General features: G+C 71.5%; 23 protein-coding genes. 11 read left to right on the forward strand and 12 right to left on the reverse strand.

Going from position 1 to position 22,806, the window contains the following annotated elements; all coding sequences use genetic code 11:
• Positions 1 to 50 precede the first annotated feature (50 nt).
• From BMY89_RS05385 to BMY89_RS05395, 3 genes are all read right to left on the reverse strand, one after another.
• Positions 51 to 560 (reverse strand): Lrp/AsnC family transcriptional regulator, encoded by a 510-nt coding sequence (locus BMY89_RS05385; protein ID WP_092375908.1) that lies wholly within the window; start codon positions 558 to 560, stop codon positions 51 to 53.
• A gap of 86 nt (positions 561 to 646) precedes the next feature.
• Positions 647 to 1,789, reverse strand: coding sequence for an acyl-CoA dehydrogenase family protein (locus BMY89_RS05390; RefSeq protein WP_092375911.1), 1,143 nt, complete (start codon positions 1,787 to 1,789; stop codon positions 647 to 649).
• A complete protein-coding gene (locus BMY89_RS05395) occupies positions 1,786 to 2,901 on the reverse strand; it encodes a M24 family metallopeptidase (protein ID WP_092375916.1) in 1,116 nt (371 codons plus the stop codon). Before BMY89_RS05395 ends, BMY89_RS05390 begins: the two co-directional genes overlap by 4 nt.
• A gap of 92 nt (positions 2,902 to 2,993) precedes the next feature.
• Between BMY89_RS05395 and BMY89_RS05400 the strand changes: the two genes are divergently transcribed.
• The 5 genes from BMY89_RS05400 to BMY89_RS31280 all read left to right on the forward strand — a co-directional run bounded on the left by BMY89_RS05400 (position 2,994) and on the right by BMY89_RS31280 (position 5,943).
• Positions 2,994 to 3,599 (forward strand): helix-turn-helix domain-containing protein, encoded by a 606-nt coding sequence (locus BMY89_RS05400; protein ID WP_092375922.1) that lies wholly within the window; start codon positions 2,994 to 2,996, stop codon positions 3,597 to 3,599.
• 3 nt (positions 3,600 to 3,602) lie between these two features.
• Positions 3,603 to 3,974, forward strand: coding sequence for a hypothetical protein (locus BMY89_RS05405; RefSeq protein WP_092375925.1), 372 nt, complete (start codon positions 3,603 to 3,605; stop codon positions 3,972 to 3,974).
• Positions 3,971 to 4,909 (forward strand): ABC transporter ATP-binding protein, encoded by a 939-nt coding sequence (locus tag BMY89_RS05410; RefSeq protein WP_092375928.1) that lies wholly within the window; start codon positions 3,971 to 3,973, stop codon positions 4,907 to 4,909. Before BMY89_RS05405 ends, BMY89_RS05410 begins: the two co-directional genes overlap by 4 nt.
• Positions 4,910 to 4,917: 8 nt before the next feature.
• On the forward strand, positions 4,918 to 5,703 hold the full coding sequence (locus BMY89_RS05415) for an ABC transporter permease (RefSeq protein ID WP_232521077.1): 786 nt from the start codon (positions 4,918 to 4,920) through the stop codon (positions 5,701 to 5,703).
• Between the two features lie 108 nt (positions 5,704 to 5,811).
• A complete protein-coding gene (locus BMY89_RS31280; protein ID WP_269766845.1) occupies positions 5,812 to 5,943 on the forward strand; it encodes a hypothetical protein in 132 nt (43 codons plus the stop codon).
• 13 nt (positions 5,944 to 5,956) lie between these two features.
• Here BMY89_RS31280 and BMY89_RS05420 read toward each other — a convergent pair whose 3' ends face one another.
• Positions 5,957 to 6,337, reverse strand: coding sequence for a VOC family protein (locus BMY89_RS05420; protein ID WP_092375934.1), 381 nt, complete (start codon positions 6,335 to 6,337; stop codon positions 5,957 to 5,959).
• 109 nt (positions 6,338 to 6,446) lie between these two features.
• Here BMY89_RS05420 and BMY89_RS05425 point away from each other — a divergent pair, with 109 nt between their 5' ends.
• Positions 6,447 to 7,343 carry a 5'-3' exonuclease gene (locus BMY89_RS05425; protein ID WP_092377396.1) on the forward strand — a complete coding sequence of 299 codons (897 nt, stop codon included), beginning with the start codon at positions 6,447 to 6,449 and terminating at the stop codon, positions 7,341 to 7,343.
• Positions 7,344 to 7,418: 75 nt separating this feature from the next.
• Here the strand turns inward: BMY89_RS05425 and BMY89_RS05430 are convergent, their stop codons facing one another.
• From BMY89_RS05430 to BMY89_RS05440, 3 genes are read right to left on the reverse strand one after another with little or no spacing between them, the layout of a single operon-like run.
• Positions 7,419 to 8,237, reverse strand: coding sequence for a sugar phosphate isomerase/epimerase family protein (locus BMY89_RS05430; protein ID WP_092375937.1), 819 nt, complete (start codon positions 8,235 to 8,237; stop codon positions 7,419 to 7,421).
• Positions 8,234 to 9,388 (reverse strand): dihydrodipicolinate synthase family protein, encoded by a 1,155-nt coding sequence (locus BMY89_RS05435; RefSeq protein WP_092375939.1) that lies wholly within the window; start codon positions 9,386 to 9,388, stop codon positions 8,234 to 8,236. The genes BMY89_RS05430 and BMY89_RS05435 overlap by 4 nt, the downstream gene beginning before the upstream one ends.
• Entirely contained in the window at positions 9,385 to 10,536 is a 1,152-nt protein-coding gene (locus BMY89_RS05440; RefSeq protein WP_092375942.1) for a Gfo/Idh/MocA family protein, read from the reverse strand. Before BMY89_RS05440 ends, BMY89_RS05435 begins: the two co-directional genes overlap by 4 nt.
• A 285-nt stretch (positions 10,537 to 10,821) precedes the next feature.
• Here BMY89_RS05440 and BMY89_RS05445 point away from each other — a divergent pair, with 285 nt between their 5' ends.
• Both BMY89_RS05445 and BMY89_RS05450 read left to right on the forward strand, forming a co-directional pair.
• On the forward strand, positions 10,822 to 11,838 hold the full coding sequence (locus BMY89_RS05445) for a LacI family DNA-binding transcriptional regulator (RefSeq protein ID WP_092375945.1): 1,017 nt from the start codon (positions 10,822 to 10,824) through the stop codon (positions 11,836 to 11,838).
• A 92-nt stretch (positions 11,839 to 11,930) separates the two neighbouring features.
• Entirely contained in the window at positions 11,931 to 14,633 is a 2,703-nt protein-coding gene (locus tag BMY89_RS05450) for a hypothetical protein (protein WP_092375948.1), read from the forward strand.
• 48 nt (positions 14,634 to 14,681) lie between these two features.
• Here BMY89_RS05450 and BMY89_RS05455 read toward each other — a convergent pair whose 3' ends face one another.
• Positions 14,682 to 15,116 carry a VOC family protein gene (locus tag BMY89_RS05455; RefSeq protein ID WP_092375950.1) on the reverse strand — a complete coding sequence of 145 codons (435 nt, stop codon included), beginning with the start codon at positions 15,114 to 15,116 and terminating at the stop codon, positions 14,682 to 14,684.
• A gap of 149 nt (positions 15,117 to 15,265) precedes the next feature.
• On the opposite strand from BMY89_RS05455, the gene arfA reads away from it, so the two are divergent.
• The 3 genes from arfA (at position 15,266) to BMY89_RS05465 (ending at position 18,728) form a co-directional block, all read left to right on the forward strand.
• Positions 15,266 to 16,792, forward strand: coding sequence for an arabinosylfuranosidase ArfA (gene arfA / locus BMY89_RS05460; protein ID WP_092375953.1), 1,527 nt, complete (start codon positions 15,266 to 15,268; stop codon positions 16,790 to 16,792).
• A 34-nt stretch (positions 16,793 to 16,826) separates the two neighbouring features.
• Positions 16,827 to 16,955 carry a hypothetical protein gene (locus BMY89_RS31285; RefSeq protein WP_269766846.1) on the forward strand — a complete coding sequence of 43 codons (129 nt, stop codon included), beginning with the start codon at positions 16,827 to 16,829 and terminating at the stop codon, positions 16,953 to 16,955.
• 117 nt (positions 16,956 to 17,072) lie between these two features.
• Positions 17,073 to 18,728 carry an aminoglycoside phosphotransferase family protein gene (locus tag BMY89_RS05465; RefSeq protein WP_408631990.1) on the forward strand — a complete coding sequence of 552 codons (1,656 nt, stop codon included), beginning with the start codon at positions 17,073 to 17,075 and terminating at the stop codon, positions 18,726 to 18,728.
• A gap of 158 nt (positions 18,729 to 18,886) precedes the next feature.
• Here BMY89_RS05465 and BMY89_RS30240 read toward each other — a convergent pair whose 3' ends face one another.
• From BMY89_RS30240 to BMY89_RS05480, 4 genes are all read right to left on the reverse strand, one after another.
• Positions 18,887 to 19,042, reverse strand: coding sequence for a hypothetical protein (locus BMY89_RS30240; RefSeq protein ID WP_170147661.1), 156 nt, complete (start codon positions 19,040 to 19,042; stop codon positions 18,887 to 18,889).
• Positions 19,043 to 19,122: 80 nt separating this feature from the next.
• Positions 19,123 to 20,922: an IucA/IucC family protein gene (locus BMY89_RS05470; RefSeq protein ID WP_092375958.1), complete on the reverse strand. Its 1,800-nt coding sequence runs from the start codon at positions 20,920 to 20,922 to the stop codon at positions 19,123 to 19,125.
• Positions 20,909 to 21,508, reverse strand: a complete 600-nt coding sequence (locus BMY89_RS05475; protein WP_092375961.1) for a GNAT family N-acetyltransferase — start codon at positions 21,506 to 21,508, stop codon at positions 20,909 to 20,911. The genes BMY89_RS05470 and BMY89_RS05475 overlap by 14 nt, the downstream gene beginning before the upstream one ends.
• Positions 21,505 to 22,785, reverse strand: a complete 1,281-nt coding sequence (locus tag BMY89_RS05480; protein WP_092377399.1) for a lysine N(6)-hydroxylase/L-ornithine N(5)-oxygenase family protein — start codon at positions 22,783 to 22,785, stop codon at positions 21,505 to 21,507. The genes BMY89_RS05475 and BMY89_RS05480 overlap by 4 nt, the downstream gene beginning before the upstream one ends.
• Between the last annotated feature and the right edge of the window lie 21 nt (positions 22,786 to 22,806).

Consider the following 22,806-nt stretch of genomic DNA (forward strand, 5'->3'; position numbering starts at 1 on the left):
GGATACTAGCCGCGCCCCCTGCGAGTTGACGCCATGGGGGGTTGACCGGGTCAACCCGGTTGTGAGCCCGCCGACTCGGCCGAAGCCCCCCGGACACGGTGCGGGCCCGCGGGATCGAGGGCGACCTTCGGCGGGCGGTGCTCGTACGGCGTGGAGAGCACGACGGTGGTCCGGGTGGTGACGTTGGCCGAGGTTCGGATCTCCTGCAACACCCGTTCCAGGTCGAGCGGGCCGGCCACCCGCACCAGCAGCAGGTAGAAGTCCTCTCCCGCCACCGAATAGCACGAGTCGATCTCCGGCAGGTGCGCCAGCCGCACGGGCGCGTCGTCCGGCTGCGACGGATCGAACGGCCGGATCGCCACGAACGCGGTCAGCGGCAGGTCGAGCGCCTCGAAGGAGACCCGGGCGGTGTAGCCGTTGATCACACCGCGCTGTTCCAATCGCCGCACCCGCTGGTGCACGGCGGAGACCGAAAGGCCCACCTTCTCCGCGAGATCCGTGTACGACAGCCGGCCGTCCGCGGTCAACGCGGCGACAATGGCCCGGTCGATCTCCTCCACGGCGTGCAACCTACCGGGAAAGCCGCGCAAACGCGACGACAGGGCCGGTCGAGCGGCGCGCTCGGCGGACGGACGGTCGCGCTCGGTCAGCCCCTGGCCAACGCCCGGGAGATCACCAGCCGCTGGATCTGGTTGGTGCCCTCCACGATCTGGAGCACCTTGGCCTCCCGCAGGTAGCGCTCCACCGGGTGGTCGGCCACGTAACCCGCGCCGCCGAGCACCTGCACCGCGTCCGTGGTCACCCGCATCGCCATGTCGGTGGCGAACAACTTCGCCTTGGCCGCCTCGATCGAGTACGGCCGGCCGGCGTCGCGCAGCCGGGCCGCGGCGAGCGTCAGCGCCCGGGCGGCGGAGATCTGGGTGGCCAGATCGGCGAGGGTGAAACCGAGGCCCTGGAAATCGATGATGGAGCGGCCGAACTGCTGACGCTGCCGGGCGTATCCCACCGCGTAGTCCAGTGCCGCCTGGGCCAGTCCCACCGCGCAGGCGGCGATGCCCAGTCGGCCGGAGTCCAGGGCTGACATGGCGATGGTGAAGCCGGCCCCCTCGCCGCCGATCAGCCGGTCCGCCGGCACCCGGGCGTCGTCGAAGGCGATCTGCGCCACCGGCGAGGAGCGCAGTCCCATGGTGCGCTCGGTCGCCTGCGGGTGGATACCGGCCGTGGCGCGGTCGGCGAGCAGGCAGGAGATGCCGCGCGAGCCGGGGCCACCGGTGCGGCAGAAGATGTTGTAGAAGTCGGCCACCTGGGCGTGGGTGATCCACGCCTTGGTACCGGACACCACGTAGCCGTCGCCGTCGCGAACCGCCCTGGTGGTCAGCGAGGCGGCGTCCGAGCCACCCTGCGGCTCCGACAGGCAGTACGCGCCCAGCAGCTCGCCGCCGATCATGTCGGGCAGCAGTTTACGCTGCTCGTCGGTGCCGAACGCGGCGACCGGGTGGCAGGACAGGGTGTGCACGCTGACCGCCTCGGCGACGGCCAGCCAGCGGCCGGCCAGGATCTCCAGCACCTGCAGGTACACCTCGTACGGCTGGGCGGCCCCGCCGTGCTCCTCCGGGTACGGCAGGCCGAGCAGCCCGGCCCGGCCCAGCGTGCGCAGCACCTCCCGGGGGAACTCGGCGCGCTGCTCGTACTCGTCCACCCTCGGGGCGAGTTCCCGGTCGGCGAGTTCGGTGGCCAGCTCCAGCAGGTCGTGAGCCTCGTCGGTGGGCAGGATCCGGTCGACTGTCATAGCGCGATGAGCTCCGTGGGGGTGGTGTTGAGCCGTCGTACGCCGTCCGTCGTGCAGACGACGATGTCCTCGATCCGGGCGCCGTGCCGCCCGGCCAGGTAGATGCCCGGTTCGACGGAGAAGGCCATCCCCGCCGCCAGCGGGCGGTCGTTGCCCGCCACCACGTACGGGTCCTCGTGGCCGTCCAGCCCGATGCCGTGGCCGGTGCGGTGCAGGAAGGCGTCGCCGTACCCGGCGGCGGCGATCGGCTTCCGGGCGGCGGCGTCGACAGCCTCGGCGCTCACCCCGGGGCGGACCGCCGCAACGGCGGCGCGCTGCGCGTCATGCAGCACCGCGTAGTAGTCGCTGAACTCGGCCGGTGGCCGGCCGCCGGCGACGTACGTGCGGGTGCAGTCGGAGCGGTAGCCCGAGGGCATGGTGCCGCCGATGTCGACCACCACCGGCTCACCGGCTCCGATCGGCCGGTCGGCGGTGCCGTGGTGCGGGCTGGCACCGTTCGGACCGGCCGCGACGATCACGAAGTCGACCGTGACGTGACCGGCCGCGCGGATCGCCGCCGCGATGTCGGCGGCCACCTCGACCTCGGTACGCCCCGGCCGCAGCCACTGGCCCATCCGGGCGTGCACCGCGTCGATCGCCGCGCCGGCCTCGGCGAGCGCCGCGATCTCCGCCGGCGACTTGTGGATCCGTAGCTCCCGCAGCACCTCGGAGGCGAGCCGTTGTCCGGCGGCGGGCAGCGTGGCGCGCAGCGCGAGCACCTGCTCGGCCCACATGCGGTCGGCCAGCCCCACCGCGCCGACCGGCCCGCCGAGGGCAGCGGCGACCAGCGGGTACGGGTCGGTGCCGTCGGCGTGGTCGATGATGCGTACGCCGGTGCCCGGCGCCGGGGATGCCTCGGCCGCCGGCCGCTCCAGGGTCGGCACGATCAGCGTCGGATCGCCCTCGGCGGGCAGCACCAGCAGGGTCAGCCGCTCACCGGCGTGCGCCTCGTAGCCGGTCAGGTAGCGCAGGTCGGAGCCGGGGCCGAGCAGCAACGCGTCGAGCCCGGCGGCGGCGGTGGCGCGCTGCGCGGCGATCAGACGTCGCGGCGGATACAGCTCCTCGATCCCCACCCCACCAGCTTAACGGTCGTTTGGGGCCGGAGTGCGGACGGTGCTCGGCACACCGATCCGTTATCGTTCTCGATAGTGATATCGTTGGTGACGTGGAGAAGTCGAGGGAGCGCTGGGCCGAACTGGCGCTGCATCCGGTCCGGATCCGGATCCTGCGGGCCGTCGCGGGGGCCGAGCTGACCACGCGCGACCTTGTCGAGCGGCTGCCGGACATTCCGCAGGCCACCCTGTACCGACATCTGGCGGCGCTGGTCAAGGCCGGGCTGCTGGAGGTGGTGACGGAACGCCGGATCCGCGGTGCGACCGAGCGGGTGTACGCGTTACCAGGGCACGGCGCGACGCTGGACCCGGCGGCCCTGGCTACGGCCACGCCCGAGGAGCATGCGCGCTACTTCACGGCGTTCGTTTCCAGCCTGCTGTCGGAGTTCTCCCGATACCTGGCACGGGAGCGGATCGACTTCGTCGCCGACGGCGTGGGATACCACCAGCTCGTACTGCACCTCACCGACGCCGAGCTGGGCGAGTTCGCCACTGGATTCAACGCGATCGTCGGCCCGCTGCTCGGCAACGAGCCGGGCAACGGGCGAACACCGCGGTTGCTGGCCACCATCCTGATGCCGGCCGACCAGCCGACACCCACCGGCGACAAGCAGACACCGGAGCCCGCAGGGGACACCGGTCCGACGAGAGGGGAATGACTGATGGCATCCGTCACGCTGTCCAGCGACATGATCGACATACGGTTCACCGGATGGGAGCGGCTCTGGACCGGGCGGGAGCGGCTGGCGGTGGCCATCAGGGCGGTGCGGCACGTCGCCCAGGTGGACAGTCCGCTGCGGCTGGCCCGCGGCGCCCGGAGCGGGTACGTCGTGTCCGGCTTCGTCAAGATCGGTGTTTGGGGTCTGTTCGGTGGTCCCCGGCAACTCGTGGCCGCCCGCCGCGGTGAGCCCGGGCTGCACCTGGTGCTGGACCGCGCGGGCGCCGGCGGCGAGTTCGACGAGGTCGTGCTGTCCGGCCCGGACGCGCCCGGTCTCGCGGAGGCGATCGGCCGCGCGATGGCGGCCCGCGCATGAGCACCGACGGGCTCACTGTCGAGGTCTCGCACCTGACCAAGCGGTACGGCGAGATCACCGCCGTCCGTGACCTGAGCTTCACCGTGGAACCGGGTGTCATCACCGGCTTCCTCGGCCCAAACGGCGCCGGCAAGACCACCACGATGCGGATGCTGACCGGCCTGGTGTCGCCCACGTCGGGCACCGCCACGATCGGCGGAAAGCCGTACAAGCGGCTGGCCCGGCCGTCGGGCACCGTCGGGGCGATGTTCGACGCCAACGCGTTCCACCCCGGCCACACTGCCCGCGACCACCTGCGCGTGTACGCCGCAATGGGCGGCCATCCCGACAGTCGGGTCACCGAACTGCTGCACCAGCTCGGCCTCGCCGAGGCCGCCGACCGCCGAACCCGCGGGTTCTCCACCGGCATGCGCCAACGGCTCAACCTCGCGACCGCGCTGCTCGGCGACCCTCGCGTACTGCTGCTCGACGAACCCGGCAACGGCCTGGATCCGGAAGGCATGGCATGGCTGCGCGGCGTGCTGCGCGGGCTCGCCGCGGACGGACGCACCGTCCTGATCTCCAGCCACGTGCTCAGTGAGGTACAGCAACTCGTCGACGACGTGGTGGTGATCCGGCGCGGCGAACTCGTCGCCGCCGGACCGTGGTCGCGGCTGGCCGGACCGCCAGCCGTGCTGGTCACCTCACCCGACGCCGAGACCCTCGCCGCGACCCTGGCGACCAGTCATGCCAACGCCGGCACCGTGCTACGCGTTGACACCGTCGGACCGGGCCTACTGCGGGTACACGGTCTGGATGCACCAGGCGTCGCCGACCTCGCTGCCGCGCACCGCCTGCGCGTACACGAACTGGTCACCGAGAACACCAGCCTCGAACAACTCTTTCTCGATCTGACCACCGGCACGCTTACCAACGACAGGGCAGCCACATCATGACCCACCTGATGAGAGCGGAGTTCCGCCGACTGCTGGCCACCCGGATGTGGGTTGGTCTCCTGATCGCCGCCGCCGTGCTCGGCGGCGGCATGATCGGCGCCATGGCGCTGGTCGGCCCGGAGAACTTCGACCCACCCCTGCCCGGACTGGACACCGAGACCGGTGTCCGCTCGCTCCTCGGCATTCTCGGCTACACCGCGTTCGTCCCGGCCGCAGCCGGCACCGTCGCGGTCACCGCCGAGTACCGGCACCGCACCGCCGCTGTCACGTTCCTGTTCGCGCCGCGCCGCTGGCAGGTACTCGCGGCCAAACTCGCCACCTACGCGGTCCTCGGTCTCGCCTACGGCCTCGTCCTCGCCAGCACCGCCGCCGCGGCCCTGCTCACCGTGGCCGCCGCCCGCGGCGTCACCCTGGGCCTGCCCGCCCACACCGTGCTGGCGCTGCTCGGACGCATCAGTGTCGCGATGGTGGTGTACCTGCTCATCGGCGTCGGCATGGGCGCCCTCATCCGCAACCAGGTTGCCGCCCTCTGCGTCGTGATCGGCTACCTGTACATGGGCGAAACGCTGCTCATGATGATCCCCGGCGTCAACATGCTCTACCCGGTCCTGCCCGGCGGCGCGACCGCCGCCCTCACCGACTTCACCTATGTCGCCGACGCCATGTCCGAACAGCTCGGCAGCGCCACCATCCAGCTCCTTCCACCTGCCGCCGGTGCCCTCGTCCTCGGCATGTACGCGCTGACCGCCGCTGCCATCGGCCTCGTCCTTCCCATGCGCCGTGACATCACCTGACCAGGCATCCTGCGGGTGGGTGCAACGGCCAACGGCGCCGGAGCGAGCTGGCGGGCGATGCCAGGGTCCCCCCACAAGATCGCACCAGGACGGATAACGCTGGTAGCGGTGACCGCGAACCCGGTGGCTCGCGCGCGTTCGGTGCCGGTGAGCGCCGTCACCGGGCTCGGTACGGGTACCGTGCTGCTGCTCGCCGCGCTGTGCTCCCTGGCCCTCGCCCCGACCACCGCCGCCGGCTGACCGGAGGGTCGGATCAGCCGGTCAGCCAGAGGCAGAACGGGTGCCCGTCCGGGTCCAGGCAGACCCGTACGTCGTCCTGCGGTTGAAACTCGGCCAGGGTGGCACCACAGGCCAGCGCGTGGTCCAGGGCGGCGACCAGATCCTCGACACCGATCTCGAGGTGCATCATCATCTGCTGCCGGCCGGGCTCGGCGGGCCAGGTCGGGCGCGCGTACGCCCGCTCCCGCTGAAAGGACAGCCCCACCCCGCCGTCGGGGCCACGCAGGATGACGTCGTCGGCCTCCTCGACCTCGATGTCCCAGCCGAGCAGACGCGCGTAGAAGCGGGCCAGCGCGGCCGGGTCTGGCGTGTCCAGGTTGACCGTGGTCAGCGCCAGTCGGGTCGGTACGGTCATCGGGCGTCCTCCTTCATCGCGCCGCCGGATCGCGTCATCGACGTGCCGTCCGCCGTGAACGTCGGTGGGGTGTGCCAGGCTGTCGGGCGTGGCACAGCAGACCCCGATCATGCTCGTCGACGCGCCCAGTCTCTACTTCCGGGCCTACTTCGGCATTCCCGAGTCAGCCGCGAAGACCGCCGACGGTCAGCCGGTCAACGCCGTGCGGGGCTTCCTCGACATGCTCGCCCACCTGGTCCGCACCCGCCGGCCGGGCCGGATGGTGTGCGCGATGGACCACGACTGGCGGCCGGACTGGCGGGTGGCGCTGCTCCCGTCGTACAAGGCGCACCGGGTGGCCCCCGAGGGCGGCGAGGTGGTGCCGGACACCCTCACCCCGCAGGTGCCGATGATCCTCGACGTGCTCGACGCACTGGGCGTCACCGTGGTCGGCGCGGCCGGCTACGAGGCCGACGACGTGCTCGGCACGCTGTCGGTCACCGAGCCCGGGCCGGTGGAGGTGGTCTCCGGCGACCGTGACCTGTTCCAGCTCATCGACGACGCCCGCGGGGTGCGGCTGCTCTACATCGGGCGGGGCGTGACCAAGCTGGAGGACTGCGACGACGCCGCGGTGCGCGCCCGCTACGGCGTGCCGGCCAACCGGTACGCCGAGTTCGCCGCGCTGCGCGGCGACCCCAGCGACGGACTGCCCGGGGTGGCCGGGGTCGGCGAGAAGACCGCCGCCCGGCTGGTCGACCGGTACGGCGACATCGCCGGCATCCTCGCTGCCCTGGACGAACCGGCCGCCGGCTTCGCGCCCGGGCTACGCACCAAGCTCGACGCCGCGCGGGACTACCTCGCGGTGGCGCCGAAGGTGGTCCGGGTCGCCCTGGACGTGCCGCTGCCGCCGCTGCTCACCGAACTGCCGGTGGCACCGGCCGACCCGGACCGGCTGCTCGAGCTGGCCCAGCGGTGGAACCTGGCCGGCTCCACCCGACGCCTGGTCGACGCCCTCGCCACCCGCTAGCGCCGCTGCACCGCCGCGAGGTCAGTAAGGGCCCTTCTACTGCACCAGGCGTTGAAAAAGGGGCCTTCCTTCACCTCAGGCGACCTCGCGGAGGTAGCCGTCGATGGCGGCGGCCAGCACCTGGTCGCCGGGGCGGGCCCACACCTCGGCGTTGAAGACCTCCACCTCGATCGGGCCGGTGTAGCCGGCCGCGTCGACAGCCTCACGTAGCCGGCGCAGCTCGATGCAGCCGTCGCCGGGCAGCGCCCGGCCGAGCAGCACTCCCTCGGGCAGCGGTGTGATCCAGTCGCAGACCTGAAAGGAGGCGATCCACTCGCCCGCCCGGGCGATCTGGTGGTAGACGGTGTCGTCCCACCACACGTGGTACGCGTCGACCACCACCCCGACGACGCTCGGGTCGAAGCGCTCGGCGATGTCCAGCGCCTGCCCGAGGGTGGCGATGACGCAGCGGTCGGCGCTGAACATCGGGTGCAGCGGTTCGATGGCGATCGTCACCCCGGCCGCGTCGGCGTGCGGGGCCAGCTCGGCGATCGCGTCGGCGACCCGGGCCCGGGCGCCGTCGATGTCCTTGCTGCCGGCCGGCAGGCCACCGGAGACCAGCACCAGCACGGGCGCGCCGAGCGTGGCCGCCTCGTCGATGGCGCGCAGGTTCTGCTCCCGCCAGTCCTCGGCGGTGAAGAACCCGCCCCGACACAGCGTGGTCACCGCAAGCCCGGCATCGCGTACCAGTTTGGCGGAGCGGGTCAGGCCGTACTCGGCGACCGGCTCCCGCCACAGGCCGATGCCCGGCACCCCGGCGGCGACGCAGCCGGCGACCACCTCGGGCAACGCCCAGTGCTGGGCGGTGGCCTGGTTGAACGAGAACCGGCGCAGCGCGGTGCGGTCGGCGGTCACTGGACCACCCCGGCCACTGTGAAGAAGGCCCGGGCCCGGGCTGCGGCCAGCTCGGCGTCGGGCAGCAGGCCGGCTGCGTCGGCGAGGGTGAGCAGGGTGGCCAGGTGTTCCGGCGACCGGCCGGACTGCAGTCCCCCGACCATGGTGAAGTGCTCCTGGTGGCCGGCCAGCCAGGCGAGGAAGACGATGCCGGTCTTGTAGTACCAGGTGGGCGCGGCGAACAGGTGCCGGGCCAGTGGCACGGTCGGTGCGAAGATCTCGTCGTAGGCGGCCAGGTCACCCCGGTCTAGGGCGGCCAGCGCGGCGGCCGCGGCCGGGGCGATGGCGGCGAAGACCCCCAGCAGCGCGTCGGAGTGGCCGGCGTCGTCGCCCCGGATCAGCTCCGGGTAGTGGAAGTCGTCACCGGTGTAGAGGCGAACCCCGGCCGGCATTCGGCGGCGCAGCGCCACCTCCCGGCCGGCGTCGAGCAGGGAGACCTTGATCCCGTCCACCCGGGCGGCATGGGCCTTGAGCAGCTCGACGACGGTATCGGCGGCCAGGTCCAGGTCGGTGGTGCCCCAGTAGCCGGACAACGCCGGGTCGAACATCGGCCCGAGCCAGTGCAGCACCACCGGCCCGTCCGCGGCGTGCAGGAGTTCGTCGTACACCCGCAGGTAGTCCTCGGGACCACGGGCGGCGGCGGCCAACTGGCGGCTGCACATCAGCACCGGTACGGCTCCGGCGGTCTGCACGTCGTCGAGCTGCTCACGGTAGGCGGCGGTGACCTCGGTGAGGGTGGCCGGGCCGGCCGGAAGCTGGTCGGTGACGACGCCGGCGACGATCCGGCCGCCGACGGCCCGGGCCTGCGCCGCGCTCCGCCGGATCAACTCCCGGGTCGTCGGGTAGTCCAGGCCCATGCCGCGCTGCGCGGTGTCCATCGCCTCGGCGACCCCGAGGCCGTACGACCAGAGGTGCCGACGGAAGGCCAGCGTGCGGTCCCAGTCGAGCACGGCCGGGGTACCCGGGGTGTTGTCGGCGGCCGGATCGGCCACCACGTGCGCGGCGGCGTACGCGATGCGGCTGTTCGGTGGCCCGTCGGGACGCGGGTGGCCGGCACCACCGGCCAGCCGCAGTCGCCGGCCGCCGGGCAGGGTCACCTCGGCCGGGTTCACAGCGTCAGCTCCGGCACCTCGACACGGCGGCCCTCACGGGCGGAGAGCAGGCCCAGTTCGGCCAGCTGCACGCCGCGCGCGCCGGCCAGGAAGTCCCACGGGAACGGCTCGCCGGTGGCGACGTGCCGCAGGAACGCCTCCCACTGCACCTTGAAGCCGTTGTCGAAGTCCTCGTTGTCCGGCACCTCGGTCCACTGCGACCGGAAGTCCTCGGTCGCCGGCAGATCCGGATTCCAGACCGGCTTGGGGGTGACCGCCCGGTGCTGTACCCGGCAGCGACGCAGCCCGGCCACCGCGCTGCCCTCGGTGCCGTCGACCTGGAACTCGACCAGTTCGTCGCGGTGCACCCGCACACACCAGGACGAGTTGAGCTGGGCGATGATGCCGCCCGCCAGTTCGAAGGTGCCGTAGGCGGCGTCGTCGGCGGTGGCCTGGTAGGGCTGGCCGGTTTCGTCGACGCGGCGCGGAATGTGGGTGGCGACGGTGGCGGAGACCGCACGCACCTCGCCGAACAGCTCCGCCAGCACGTAGTGCCAGTGCGGGAACATGTCCACCACGATGCCGCCGCCGTCGGACGCCCGGTAGTTCCACGAGGGCCGTTGCGCCGGCTGCCAGTCGCCCTCGAAGACCCAGTAGCCGAACTCGCCGCGCACCGACAGCACCTGGCCGAAGAAGCCGCCGTCGAGCAGCCGCTTGAGCTTGCGCAGGCCCGGCAGGAAGAGCTTGTCCTGCACCACGCCGGTGCGTACGCCGGCGGCGCGGGCCGCCCGGGCCAGATCCAGGGCGGCGGCGGTCTCCTCCGCCAGTGGCTTCTCCGTGTAGATGTGCTTTCCGGCGTCGATGGCCTGCCGGATTGCCTTCTCCCGCTGCTGGGTGACCTGGGCGTCGAAGTAGATCTCGATGTCGTCGCGGGCCAGGGCGGTGCTCAGGTCGGTGGTCCAGTCGTCGAGGCCGTGCCGCTCGGCGATCTCGCGCAGCTTGGCCTCGCTGCGACCGACCAGGACGAGGTGCGGCCAGGCAGTGGTGCCGTCAGCCAGCGGCACACCACCGGCGGAGCGGATGGCCAGCAGGGAGCGCACCAGATGCTGCCGGTAGCCCATCCGGCCGGTGACGCCGTTCAGGATGATGCCGATCGACCTGCGGGTCATGGAGGTCCTTCCGTCGAACAGGTGCCAGGTAAGCGCTTTCCCGCCCAGACTAGGTGCCCCTCCACCGCCGGGGCAAGGGCTTTCCCCGGCCGGTAGTTTCGGCCACCACCACCGCCGAACGCCAGCTGCCACCTGCCCGTCACGCAGGACCGCAGGTCACCCGCCCCGCGTCGAAACGATAGGCCGTGACCTGCTCGAACCAGGGATCCGGAAGGTTGCCCACACTGCGGTACGGTGACGCTGGCCGCCACGCGTGCGGCACGCGGAGGCGTGAGGGGGCGGTACGTGGCGACTCTGTCCGATGTGGCCCGGCGAGCCGGTGTCTCACCCGCCACGGCATCCCGGGTGATCAATGGCAGCAGCAAGCCGGTCACCGACGAACTGCGCGAGCGGGTGCTCCAGGCCGTCGCCGAGCTGCAGTACGTGCCCAACGCCCACGCCCAGTTGCTGGCCCGCTCGCACCGGGGTCCCGTCGGCGTCATCGTGCACGACGTCTCCGACCCGTACTTCTCCGAGATCACCCGCGGTCTGCAGCGGGTCGCCACCGACCAGGGCCGGCTGCTGATGATCTGCAACAGCTACCGTGACCCGGACCGCGAGCTGGAGTACGTCGAGCTGCTGCGAGGGCACCAGGTGGCCGCGATCATCCTGGCCGGCTCCGGCTATCACGACGCCGAGTTCATCCGACTGCTCAACGGCAAGCTGGCGGCGTACGAGGCCACCGGTGGACGGGTCGCGGTGATCGGCCGCCACGAACACTCCGGCGACGCGGTGATGCCGGACAACCGCAGGGGCGCCTGGCTGCTCGGCCAGGAGATGTGCCGCCTCGGGCACGAACGGATCGGGGTGGTGGCCGGCCCACGGGTGCTGACCACCACCACCGACCGGTTGACCGGGCTGCGCGAGGCGCTCGCCGAGCACGGTCGGCGCCTGCCCGCAGACCGCGTCCGGTACGCCGAGTTCGACCGGGACAGCGGCGCCGCCGCCACCGCCGCGCTGCTCGACGCCGAACCCGGGCTGACCGCGATCGCGGCGCTCAACGACTCGATGGCCATCGGTGCGCTGTCCCTGCTGCGCTCCCGCGCGGTCTCGGTGCCGGAGCAGGTCAGCGTCTTCGGCTTCGACGACATGCCGCTGGCCCGCGACGTCACCCCGACGCTGACCACCATCCGACTGCCCCTGGTCGAGATGGGTGCCCGGGCGATGGCGCTGGCCCTGGACGCCGGCGACGGCAGCCCCCGGGTCGAATCGCTCGCCGCCGAACTCGTCCGCCGCGACAGCTCCGGCCCCCCACCCGGGTGAAAGGAAGGGCCCCCTGTTAACGCCTGAGGTAGTAAAGGGGTCCCTTCTTAACCTCCGGCACGAGGTTGCACACCTGGGATAGACAGTGCCCCATGCGTAGATTCCTGATGTCTGCCGTGCTCGTCGTGGCAGTGGTCACGGGGGCGGCCGGACAGGCGACCGCCGATCCATCCGGGAGCCCTCCCGCCCCGCCGGCAGCCGCCGGCTGGTCGGTCACCGACGGCGAGCTGACCTGGCGCGCCGGCCAGCGGGTGCCGATGGGTGACGCCGCCGTCGAGTTCTGGTCGGGCGACAAGCGACTCGGCCGCGCCCGGCCGCACCCGGACGGTCGGACCTTCAGCCTCGGGCTGGCCGGCCCCGCCCGGCTCGACGACCTGACGGTGCGTGCCGGCGGCAGACGACTCGACCAGGCGCCACCGCGCGGCGCCCGCCGCGCGGCGCCAGTCCCCGCCGCGCCGGCCGCACCGCCGGCCGGCGCCGTCGATCCCGGCATCGCCGGGCCCTACCGGCACATCACCGGAGAGTACGACCTGCCCGCCGTCAAGCTGCCCGACTTCCCGGAGCGGGTCGAGATGCGGGCGGTCGTGGTCGCGCCACAGGGCGCCACCGGCGCCCGGCCCCTCGCCGTGTTCCTGCACGGCCGGCACGCCGTGTGTTACCGCGGGGACGAGGCGGTGCCCCAGCAGTGGCCGTGCCCGGTCGGCACCGACCCGATCCCGAGCCACCGTGGCTACCTGCAGGCCCAGCAACTGCTCGCCTCGCAGGGGTACGTGACCGTATCCATCTCGGCGAACGGGATCAACGGCCAGGACTGGGAGCCCGAGGACGGCGGCGCGCAGGCCCGCTCGTCACTTGTGCGACTGCACCTGGCGAAGTGGGCCGACTGGGCTGCTGCCGGCCGCGCCGGAGCGCCGGCGATCGTACGCGCCGCGCCGCGCGCCGACCTGTCCCGGATGCTGCTGGTCGGTCACTCCCGCGGTGGCGAGGGCGTCAGCCGGGCGGCGATGGACTCGCTCACCCCACCGCCGGCCGCAGTCGATGGATATCACGGCAAGGTCCGTTGGACGGTACGCGGCATGCTGCTGATCGGTCCCACCATCTTCGGCCAGAACCCGGTGCCGGACGTCCCGTCGGTGACCATCCTGCCGGGCTGCGACGGTGACGTGCTGGACCTGCAGGGCCAGCTGTTCGTGGACGAGACCCGGGGCATCAGCAGCAGCCGGGCGCTGCGCAGCGCGCTGTACGTGCTCGGGGCCAACCACAACTTCTTCAACACCGAGTGGACACCCGGGCAGTCGGTGGCACCGTCCATCGACGACTTCTCCTCCGGTGGTGAGCCGGACCCGGTGTGCTCCCCCGGCGCCGCGACCCGGCTTACCGCGACGCAGCAGCAGACCGCCGGCGCGACCTACATCGCCGCCGCCGCGCGGCTCTTCGTCGGCGGCGACGACCGGATCCGACCGCTGCTCGACGGCAGCGGCCTGCGGGCGCCCTCGGCCGACCCGGCCCGGGTGCTCAGCCACGCGCTCGGCGGCAACCGTACGCCGCTGATCACCGTCGACCCGTCGACGAGGGTGTCCGGTGGGGCACGGATCTGTGACCAGGTCACCGACGACGCGCAGCGGTCCTGCCTGGACCCGGCCGACCGCAACGCCCTCATGGCGCACTTCACGCCGTTCCTCTGGACCGTTCCCGAGCCCGGCCGGTACGCGGCGGCGCTGAGCTGGTCCACCGCCGGCAGCCCGATCCGGCTGGCCCCGGCCCGGCCCGTCACCGTCACCGGTGCCCGCGACCTGGCGCTGCGCCTCATCGTCCCGCCGAACACGACCGGGACCCGGCTCGACGTGGCCGTCGTCGGCACGGACGGCCGCCGCAGCCGGCTGGGCGAGGTCCGGCTCGACGGCCTGCCCGGCACCGACAACACGACCTCGTACTGGGCGCAGGAGGTGCGGGTGCCGCTCAAGGGCGCACCCGCACGGGTCGCCGCCATCGAACTCACCCCGCGCACCGCGGGTGGCCGTGCCTGGCTGCTCGACGCCTGGGGCTGGCAGCCGGGCACCCCCGAGCCGGGCGCCGATCGCCTGCCCCGGCTGGACATCGGCACCCTGCAGGTGCAGGAGGGCGATGCCGGTACGACGACGCACGTGGTCCCGGTGTCCACCACCGGAACCGGCGGCGGTGTGGTGCGGCTGTTCTTCTCCACCGACGACATGTTCACCAGCCGCTCCTGGCTGGTCACCATCCGGCCCGGTCAGCGCACCATCCGGGTGCCGGTCGAGGTGGTCGGCGACCCGCTGTGGAACTACACCGAGCGGCACACCCTGGCCGCCAAGGCGGAACGGGGCTTCGTCATCGGCAGCTACAGCGGTGGGCTCGCGGTCCTCAACGACGACCCGGATCCGGGCATCTCCTTCGAGTCCACCTCCGTCCGGGTCGCCGAGGGCGAGACGTTGACCTGGCGCTTCACCACGAACGCGCCGACCGAGGCGGGCATCTTCGCGTTCGCCCTGCCGCAGGCACCCCTCGACGGGGTGGAGCTGTCCAGCACGGACGTCGATCCGGACTGGTTCGTCGACCAGGCATGGGAGCCAGTGGAGCCGTCCCGGCCACTGTCGCAGACCTGGCTGGCGGTGTACCTGGCCATCCCCCCGGACGCGACCAGCGGTGAGCTGACCGTACCGACGATCAGCGACTCGATCGTCGAACCGGACGAAAAGGTCGAGCTGTACTTCTACCCCACAGCGGATGGGCCGGTGCTGGACGACGTGTTGACCGGCGTGGTCAGCAACGGCTGACCAGCAGGTTCGGGGCCGCGCCGGCGGCGCGGCCCCGAACCTGCGCCCTCAGTCGAGACAGAACTCGTTGCCCTCGACGTCCTGCATCACGAGGCACGACTCGTTCACACCGTCGGCACGCAGCAGCCGCACGCGTACCGCGCCGAGCGCGACCAGCCGGGCGCATTCGGCCTCAAGCGCGGCAAGGCGCTCCTCACCCACCAGGCCGGTGCCGACCCGCACGTCGAGATGCAGCCGATTCTTCACGACCTTGCTCTCGGGAACCCGCTGGAAGAACAGGCGCGGGCCTACGCCTGAGGGATCAACGCACGCGAAGGCGGACCCCTGCTGCTCGGGCGGCAACGCGCGGTCGAAGTCGCCCCAGGTGGCAAACCCCTCCGGTGGCGGCGGCACGACGTACCCCAACACCTCGCACCAGAAACGGGCGACGCGCTCGGGCTGCGCACAGTCGAACGTGACCTGGACCTGTTTGACCGCTGCCATCGGTACACCATAGCTGCGGGGTCGATCAGCCAGGCGAGGTGTGATCGAATCAAGCCTGGTCCGCCACCGGGCTGGCGGGCAGGGATCACACCTGGCCAGTTGACCTGCTGGACCTATGGCCCACTGAACAACCAGGCGGAGGCATCCTCGTGGCCCACGCACACCTCACCATCAACCCGGCCTTCACCGTCGGACCGGTCCGTCGACGGCTCTTCGGTGGTTTCGTCGAACACCTCGGTCGCCACATCTATGACGGCATCCACGAGCCCGGGCATCCGAGCGCCGGTCCGGACGGTTTCCGCCGCGACGTCATCGACCTGGTCAAGGAGCTCGGGATCAGCACGGTCCGGTACCCGGGCGGCAACTTCGTCTCCGGCTACAACTGGGAGGACGGCGTCGGGCCGGTGGCCGAGCGTCCGCGCCGGCTCGATCTCGCCTGGCACTCCACCGAGACCAACCAGGTCGGCCTGCACGAATTCCAGCACTGGCTCGACCTGGTTGGCGGCGAGTTGATGCTGGCCGTCAACCTCGGCACCCGAGGCCCGAAGGAGGCCGCCGAGCTGCTGGAGTACACGAACGTCCCCGGCGGGACCGCGCGGGCCGCGCAGCGGGCCGCCAACGGCCGGCAGGAACCGTTCGGGATCGCCATGTGGTGCCTCGGCAACGAGATGGACGGTCCCTGGCAGCTCGGGCACCGCGACGCCGAGGACTACGGCAAGCTCGCGGCGATGACGGCGAAGGCGATGCGGCAGGTGGACCCGGACCTGAAGCTGGTCGCCTGCGGATCGTCCGGCCGGGGCATGCCGACCTTCGGTGAGTGGGAACGTGTGGTGCTGACCCACGCGTACGACGACGTCGACTACATCTCCTGCCATGCCTACTACCAGGAGCACGACGGTGACCTGGGCAGCTTCCTGGCCTCCGGGGTCGACATGGACAGCTACATCGAGTCGGTGGTCGCCACCGTCGACCACGTACGCACGGTCAAACGGTCGTCCAAGCGGGTCGATCTCGCGTTCGACGAGTGGAACATCTGGTACATGAGCCGGTGGCAGGAGCAGGCCCGCACCTTCACCATCGACGAGTGGCCGGTGGCGCCCCGCCTGCTGGAGGACCGGTACACCGTCGCGGACGCCGTCGTCCTCGGCGGTCTGCTGATCTCTCTGCTCAACCACGCCGACCGGGTCACCTCGGCGAACCTCGCGCAGCTCGTCAACGTGATCGCGCCGATCATGACCGAGCCCGGCGGCCCGGCCTGGCGGCAGACGACCTTCTTCCCGTTCTCGGTCACCTCGCAGGCCGCCCGGGGCGACGCGCTGCGGGTGCTGGTCGACGCCGACGAGACGACCACCGCGACCTTCGGCGCGGTGCCGGTGGTGGCCGCCGCCGCGACCAGCGACGGGCCAACCCTGTCGGTCTTCCTCCAGAATCGGCATCTCAGCGAGGCGACGACGGTGACGATCGACCTGCGCGCATCCCAGCCCACCGGTGCGGTCTCGGCCCGGGGAATCTGGGACACCGACGTACGCGCCGCCAACGACCTGCGCGACACGCAGCGGGTGGGGTTGCGCACCAACGACACCGCGCGGCTCTCCGACGGCCTGCTGACCGTCGAACTACCGCCCGTGTCGTGGACGGCGCTGACGGTCGCCCGCACCGCTTCCGACGAGGTCTGACCGGTCCTGACGGCCGGCTCGTATCCTTTCCGCCGTGACGTCTGCGCTCGACAGCCTGACGCCGCAGCAGCGGACGCTGCTTAGGCGGTGGCTGCCAGGCGCGACCGTGGAGGCGGACCGCAGCTGGGGGTTGGTGGCCACCACCGTCCTGGAGGTGACCTAGGCCGGTTCGCGGTTCATCGTCAAGGCTGGCGGCGACGAGGACCACGGCATCCGGCGCGAACTGGACGCCCATGCCGCCTGGCTGCGTCCGTGGACCGAACGGGGGTGTGCGCCGGCTCTGCTGCACGGCGACGCGGACGCCAAGCTCCTCGTCATCCGTTACCTGCCTGCTGAGCTGGTGCTCGGCACCGAGCACGCCGATGATCCCCACGTCTACCGGCAGGCCGGTGAGCTGCTGGCGCTGTTGCACGCCCAAGACGTCGTCACCGACGACGACTACGAGCGACGCGAGAACGAGAAGTCGCTGGCGTGGCTGGGCCGCCCGCACCGGATCGCCGCGCACACCGTTCGGCGGCTACGGGCTGAGATCACCGGCTGGCCGACCCCGTCGGCGTCCGTCGTCCCCACCCACGGGGACTGGCAGCCCCGCAACTGGCTCGTCCACGACGGCGTGGTCAGCGTCATCGACTTCGGCCGGGCGGCGATGCGTCCCGCGTTCACGGATCTCAACCGGCTGGCCGATCTCCAAGGTCGGTGGCATCGCGATGCGATCATCAGGGCCATGCGCAAGATTGCCACGACGATGGCCGCTGTTCTGCTGGCATCGGGGTGCACCGGCGGATCGGTCGGCACGAGCACCTCGGTCCCCTCCGACGGAACACCCGAAGCCGTCGTCACCGATGCGCCGACACCGGGCTGGCGGCTGGCCGCGCTGCCGGAGTTGGCCGGACCCACAAGCGTGCTGTGGGACGTGGTGTCGGTGGACGCCACGCACGCGTGGGCCGTCGGTAGCGAGGCCTACTCGCCCGCAGAGCCGAACGACACCGGCACCCCGTTGATCCTTCAGTGGGACGGCACGAACTGGGCGCGAGCAGCACTGCCGGCGATCTCGTGGCGCGGCCGTCTCGACCTCGTGGCCGCCGACTCGGCCCGGAATGTCTGGGCGGTCGGCAGCACGGCCGCCGCCACCCCGGAGGATCAGGTGACGCATGTCCTGCACTACGACGGGAGCGCCTGGCGCGAGGTGCCGTTCGCGCGGGGCGACGGCGAGAACCACGCACTGATCACCGGACTCACGGTCCTCGGCGGACACGCCTGGTTGGTGGGCAATGACCGCAACGATGTGATCATCGAGCAGTGGGACGGACGATCCTGGCGGTCGCACCAGCCGCCCGCCGAATGCCGCACCGGCGGCACGTCCTTCGGTGGGATGCCGAACTTCTGCACCCTCACCGCGATCAAGGCCTTCGGGCCGGACGACGTCTGGGCCGCCGGCAACGGCGCGTGGAAGGGATTCACGGGCCCGTTGCTCTTTCACTGGAACGGCACGGGCTGGCGCACGGTCCAGGTGGGTATCAACGAGGACGAGTCCTCGTTCGAAGCGCTCGCGGGTCCCTCGTCGAGCGAGCTGTGGGCGGTCGGCGACGGTGGGCTGGCCGTGCGCGGGAGCGGGGGATCGTTCGAACTGCACAGGTACACGCAGGGCGGCGCACTGCCCGACGTGGTCACCGACCTGGCCGGACAGCCGTGGCTGATCGACAACTCGCCGGCGCCGAGCGCCTCGCTCGTCACGTACGGCAGCGGCACGTGGGCCGGCGTCCCCGCGCCGCAGCCGTCGGACGCGACCGGCATGAGCCTGCACGGGCTCGCCAGCATCCCGGACAGCCCGCTGATGTTCGCGGTGGGAGCGGCAGATCTCCCCACCACCCCGCGCTACCTGACGGCGGTCGTGCTTGAGTACGCTCCGGCCCCGTCGACCGAATCACGCCACTGACCGTCTTCGAGGGGGGGGCGCTGCCCGTGCCGCCTCGGAGGTTACCCGCACTGGTAGCCCGGCACAGCGAGTTGCTCGACCGCGACGTGGTCGAGCTGGCCGCGCAGTGAGCACCGCGCCGACCAGTCGCCGGGCGCGGCGGACAGCGCACTGCCCGTTCAGGGTCGGCGGCCGCTCCCCTTTCCCTTTGCGATGAGCCGCCGGAGCTTCTCCTGGTTGCCGGGTTTCGCCAACTCGCGCCGTCCCCGATCAACAACCTGGCGGCCCTTGGGGCTGTTGAGGAAGGACATGATTCGCTGCACGATGGATGCCATTTCGCCAGCCTAGCTCGATCTTGACGTCGGTCGACGCGGGTCGTGATGCGGTGCCTCGTTCGCGGCCACTCGGTCGAGGGTCAGGACGGCGCGAAGCGGGCCAGCGGATTGGTCAGGGCGCCGACCAGTTGCAGGGCGGCCGACGGGTCCGCCAAGTCGACCATTTGCTGGTTGTCGCGCAGTTGCAGCCGGTTGAGGCAGGAGAGCGCGAACTCCGGGGCGAACAGGTCGTAGCGGGCGAGCCGGTCGGCCAGGTGGGGCACCTGGCCGGCGTACTCGGTGGCGCAGTCGGCGACCGCACGCCAGAAGGTCTCCTCATCGAGGACGCCCTGATCGACCAGCACCGCGCCGAGGAAGCGGAAGAAGCAGTCGAACACGTCGGTGAAGATCGACAGCAGCTTCATGTCCTCCGGGATGTCGGCCCGGATCCGCTCGACCGCGGGCGGGAGCGCCGCATCGGAGCCCATCACCACGATCTCCTCGGCGATGTCCTTGAAGATCACCCGATCGACCGCGCCGTCCCGCAGCACCATGATGACGTTCTCGCCGTGCGGCATGAAGGCCAGGTCGTAGGCGTAGAAGGCGTGCAGCAGCGGGGTCAGATAGGCGGTGAGGTAGCGGCGCAGCCACTGGGTCGGGGCCAGGCCGGAGGCGGCGATCAGCTCGGCGGCGAAGGACCGGCCGTCGGCGTCGACGTGCAGCAGCGAGGCCATGGTGGCCAGCCGCTGGCCGGGGGCCAGGTCGGGCACCGGGCTCTCCCGCCAGAGCGCGGCGAGCATCTTGCGGTACGGCGAGTAGCGGTCGGTGGCGGCCTCGTACTGCCGGTGCCGGTAGCCGACGGCGGCCCGCTCCCGAATGATCGTCAGCCCGGTGGCCCGGAACACCTCGTCGGCGGCGATCAGGTCGGCCAGCCAGTCGTTGATCGCCGGGGTGGCCTCCATGTACGCCGCCGACAGGCCCCGCATGAAGCCCATGTTCAGCACCGACAACGCGGTCTTGACGTAGTGCCGTTCCGGGTGGCTGACGTTGAAGAAGGTGCGGATGGACTGCTGGGCGAGGTATTCGTCGGGCCCCTCGCCGAGGTAGACCAGTCGCTGTCGGGCCACCTCGCCGGCGAAGGTGACGGACAGCTTGTTCCACCACTGCCAGGGGTGCACCGGGATGAGGTGATAGTCGGCCAGGTCGAGGCCGAGCCCGGCCAGGGTTTCGCCGAATCCGGCGAGGGTGGTCTCGCCCAGCTCCGCACGCAGCAGCGTGTCGTGGTCGAGGTCGGCGGAGCTGGTGAAGGTGGCGTGGTCGCGGTGGGCGGCCAGCCAGATCAGCCGCACCGGGCGGGCGGCCTCCGGGGCGTAGCGGTGGTACTCGTCGACGCCGAAGCCGAGCCGGCCGTTGTTGGCCACGAAACAGGGATGTCCCTCGGTCATCGACGTCTCGATGGTCTGGAACTCGGCCTCGACCAGTTTCGCCGCGCTCGGCAGCGCCCGATCCAGCTTGTACGCGATGCCGGCCAGGGTGGAGCTGATCTCCTCCAGATAGACCGGCAGGATCCGGTCGCTGAGGCCCAGCGCGCCGCGTAGGTCGAGACAGAGGTCAACCGCGTCCGGCGGCAGCGTCTCGTCGCCCCGCTGCCGGGTGATGCTGTCCGGGTCGATGTCCCAGTGCTCCAGGGTCAGCACCCGGGCGGCGAACCGGTAGCGCACCGCGCCGGAGTCGCCGGTCACCGCGTACCAGCGACGGCCGTCGTCGGCCGGCGGCCCGTCCGGCTCCGGAGTGAGCAGCCGCTCGTGGGTGAACTCGGCCAGCGCCTTGCGCACCAGCAGCCGGTTGGCCCGCTCCCAGGTTTCCGGACGCAGGTGGGCGACCAGGTCACGAGTGGTCAAGGTGATGCTCCTTCGCTTCGGTGGCACCCGATACCGCGATCCGGAACCGTTCCCGGGTGCAGATGCTCAACAGGGCCGTCTTCTCCGGCTTGGCGATCGGGCCGACCACCTCGAAGCCGACCGCCGTGTTGAGCACGTGCACGGCGGTGTTGCGGACGTCCGGCTCGACCACCACCCGGCGGGTGCCGGGGTCGGCGAAGAGCCAGGCCATCACGGTGGTGATGACGGCCCGGGTGAAGCCGTGCACCGGGGTCTCGGCCGGTGCGCAGAGGAAGTGCATGCCGACGTCACCGGGCTGCGCGTCGTGCAGCCCCACCAACTCGACCTGTGCCGGGTCGTACCGTTCGGCGAGGAACGCCGGCTCGCCTCGCCACAGCCCGAGGAACGCCTCGTGGTACGGGTGGGCGGCGATACGCCGGTACTCGGCGGCCACGGCGTCGACGTCGGCGTCCTGCATCAGCCAGAAGGCCGCCCGGGGGTGGGTCACCCAGCGGTGCAGCAGCGCGGCGTCGGCGTCCACATCCAGCGTACGCAGGGCGAACTCGCCGAGCCGCCGATCGTGTCGGGTGTAGACGAGCGCGGTCACGCCGTCACCCCGAACTCCTGGAAGGTGATCGACTTCTCGATCGGGTACGGCTCCCGGCCGAGCAGTTCCCGGATGATCCAGGCGTTGCGGTACGGCCCCATCCCGAGGTCCGGCGAGGTGATGCTGTGCGTGTGGGTGCCGCCGTTCTGCAGGAACACGCCGCGTCCGGTCGCATCGACGCTGTAGTTGCGGGCGACGTCGAGTCGACCCTGGCCGTCGAAGCGCAGCCGGTGCCGGATCGGCTCCAGGAAGGCCGGCACCTGGTAGCGGTAGCCGGTGGCAAGCACCAGCCCCTCGGTGTCCAGGGTGAAGTCGCGGCCCTGCTCGGCGTGCCGCAGCCCGAGCGTGTGCACGCCGGTGTTCGCGTCGTACGCCGCGCTGGTCAGTTCGGTGTTGGTCAGCAGGCGGGTGTTCACCGGGCCGTGGACGCTGCGTGCGTAGAGCAGGTCGTAGATGTCGTTGACCAGGTCGGCGGAGATCCCCTTGAACAGCCCCTTCTGCTCGGCCTCCAGGCGGTAGCGGGCCGGCTCGGGCAGGGCGTGGAAGTAGTCCACGTAGTCCGGTGAGGTCATCTCCAGGGTGAGCTTGGTGTACTCCAGCGGGAAGAAGCGCGGTGAGCGGGTCACCCAGTTCAGCTGGTAGCCGTGGGCGTCGATGTCGCCGAGCAGGTCGTGGTAGATCTCGGCGGCGCTCTGCCCGCTGCCCACGATGGTGATGCTGCGCTTGGCCGTCAACTCGTCGCGGTGTGCCAGGTAGCGCGAGTTGTGCACCGCGTCGGAGGTCAGCTCGGCGCAGGCGGCGGGCAGGTGTGGCGGGGTGCCGGTGCCGAGCACCAGGTGCCGGGCCCGGTGGGTGACGGTGCGGTCGTCGACGGTGGCGGTCACCAGGTAGCACTGGTCCGCCGGGTCGTACTCGACGGCGGTCACCTGGTGACCGAAGCGCAGGTTGGGCAGCTTCCCGGCCGCCCAGCGGCAGTACGCGTCGTACTCCACCCGCAGCGGGAAGAAGCTCTCCCGGATGTAGAAGGGGTAGAGCCGGCCGATCTCCTTGAGGTAGTTGAGGAAGGAGAAGGGCGAGGTGGGGTCGGCCAGGGTGACCAGGTCGGCCAGGAACGGGGTCTGCAGCCGCGACGACTCCAGCAGCATGCCGGGATGCCAGGAGACGTCGGAGCGGGCCTCCAGGAACAGCCCGTCCAGGTCGGCGAGCGGCGCGGTCAGGCAGGCCAGGCCGAGGTTGTACGGGCCGAGGCCGATCCCGATGAAGTGGTAGCTTTCCATCCGACCCTCCAGGCTCGGGTT

It is taken from the genome of Micromonospora phaseoli (assembly GCF_900109115.1).
GTDB lineage: Bacteria > Actinomycetota > Actinomycetes > Mycobacteriales > Micromonosporaceae > Micromonospora > Micromonospora phaseoli.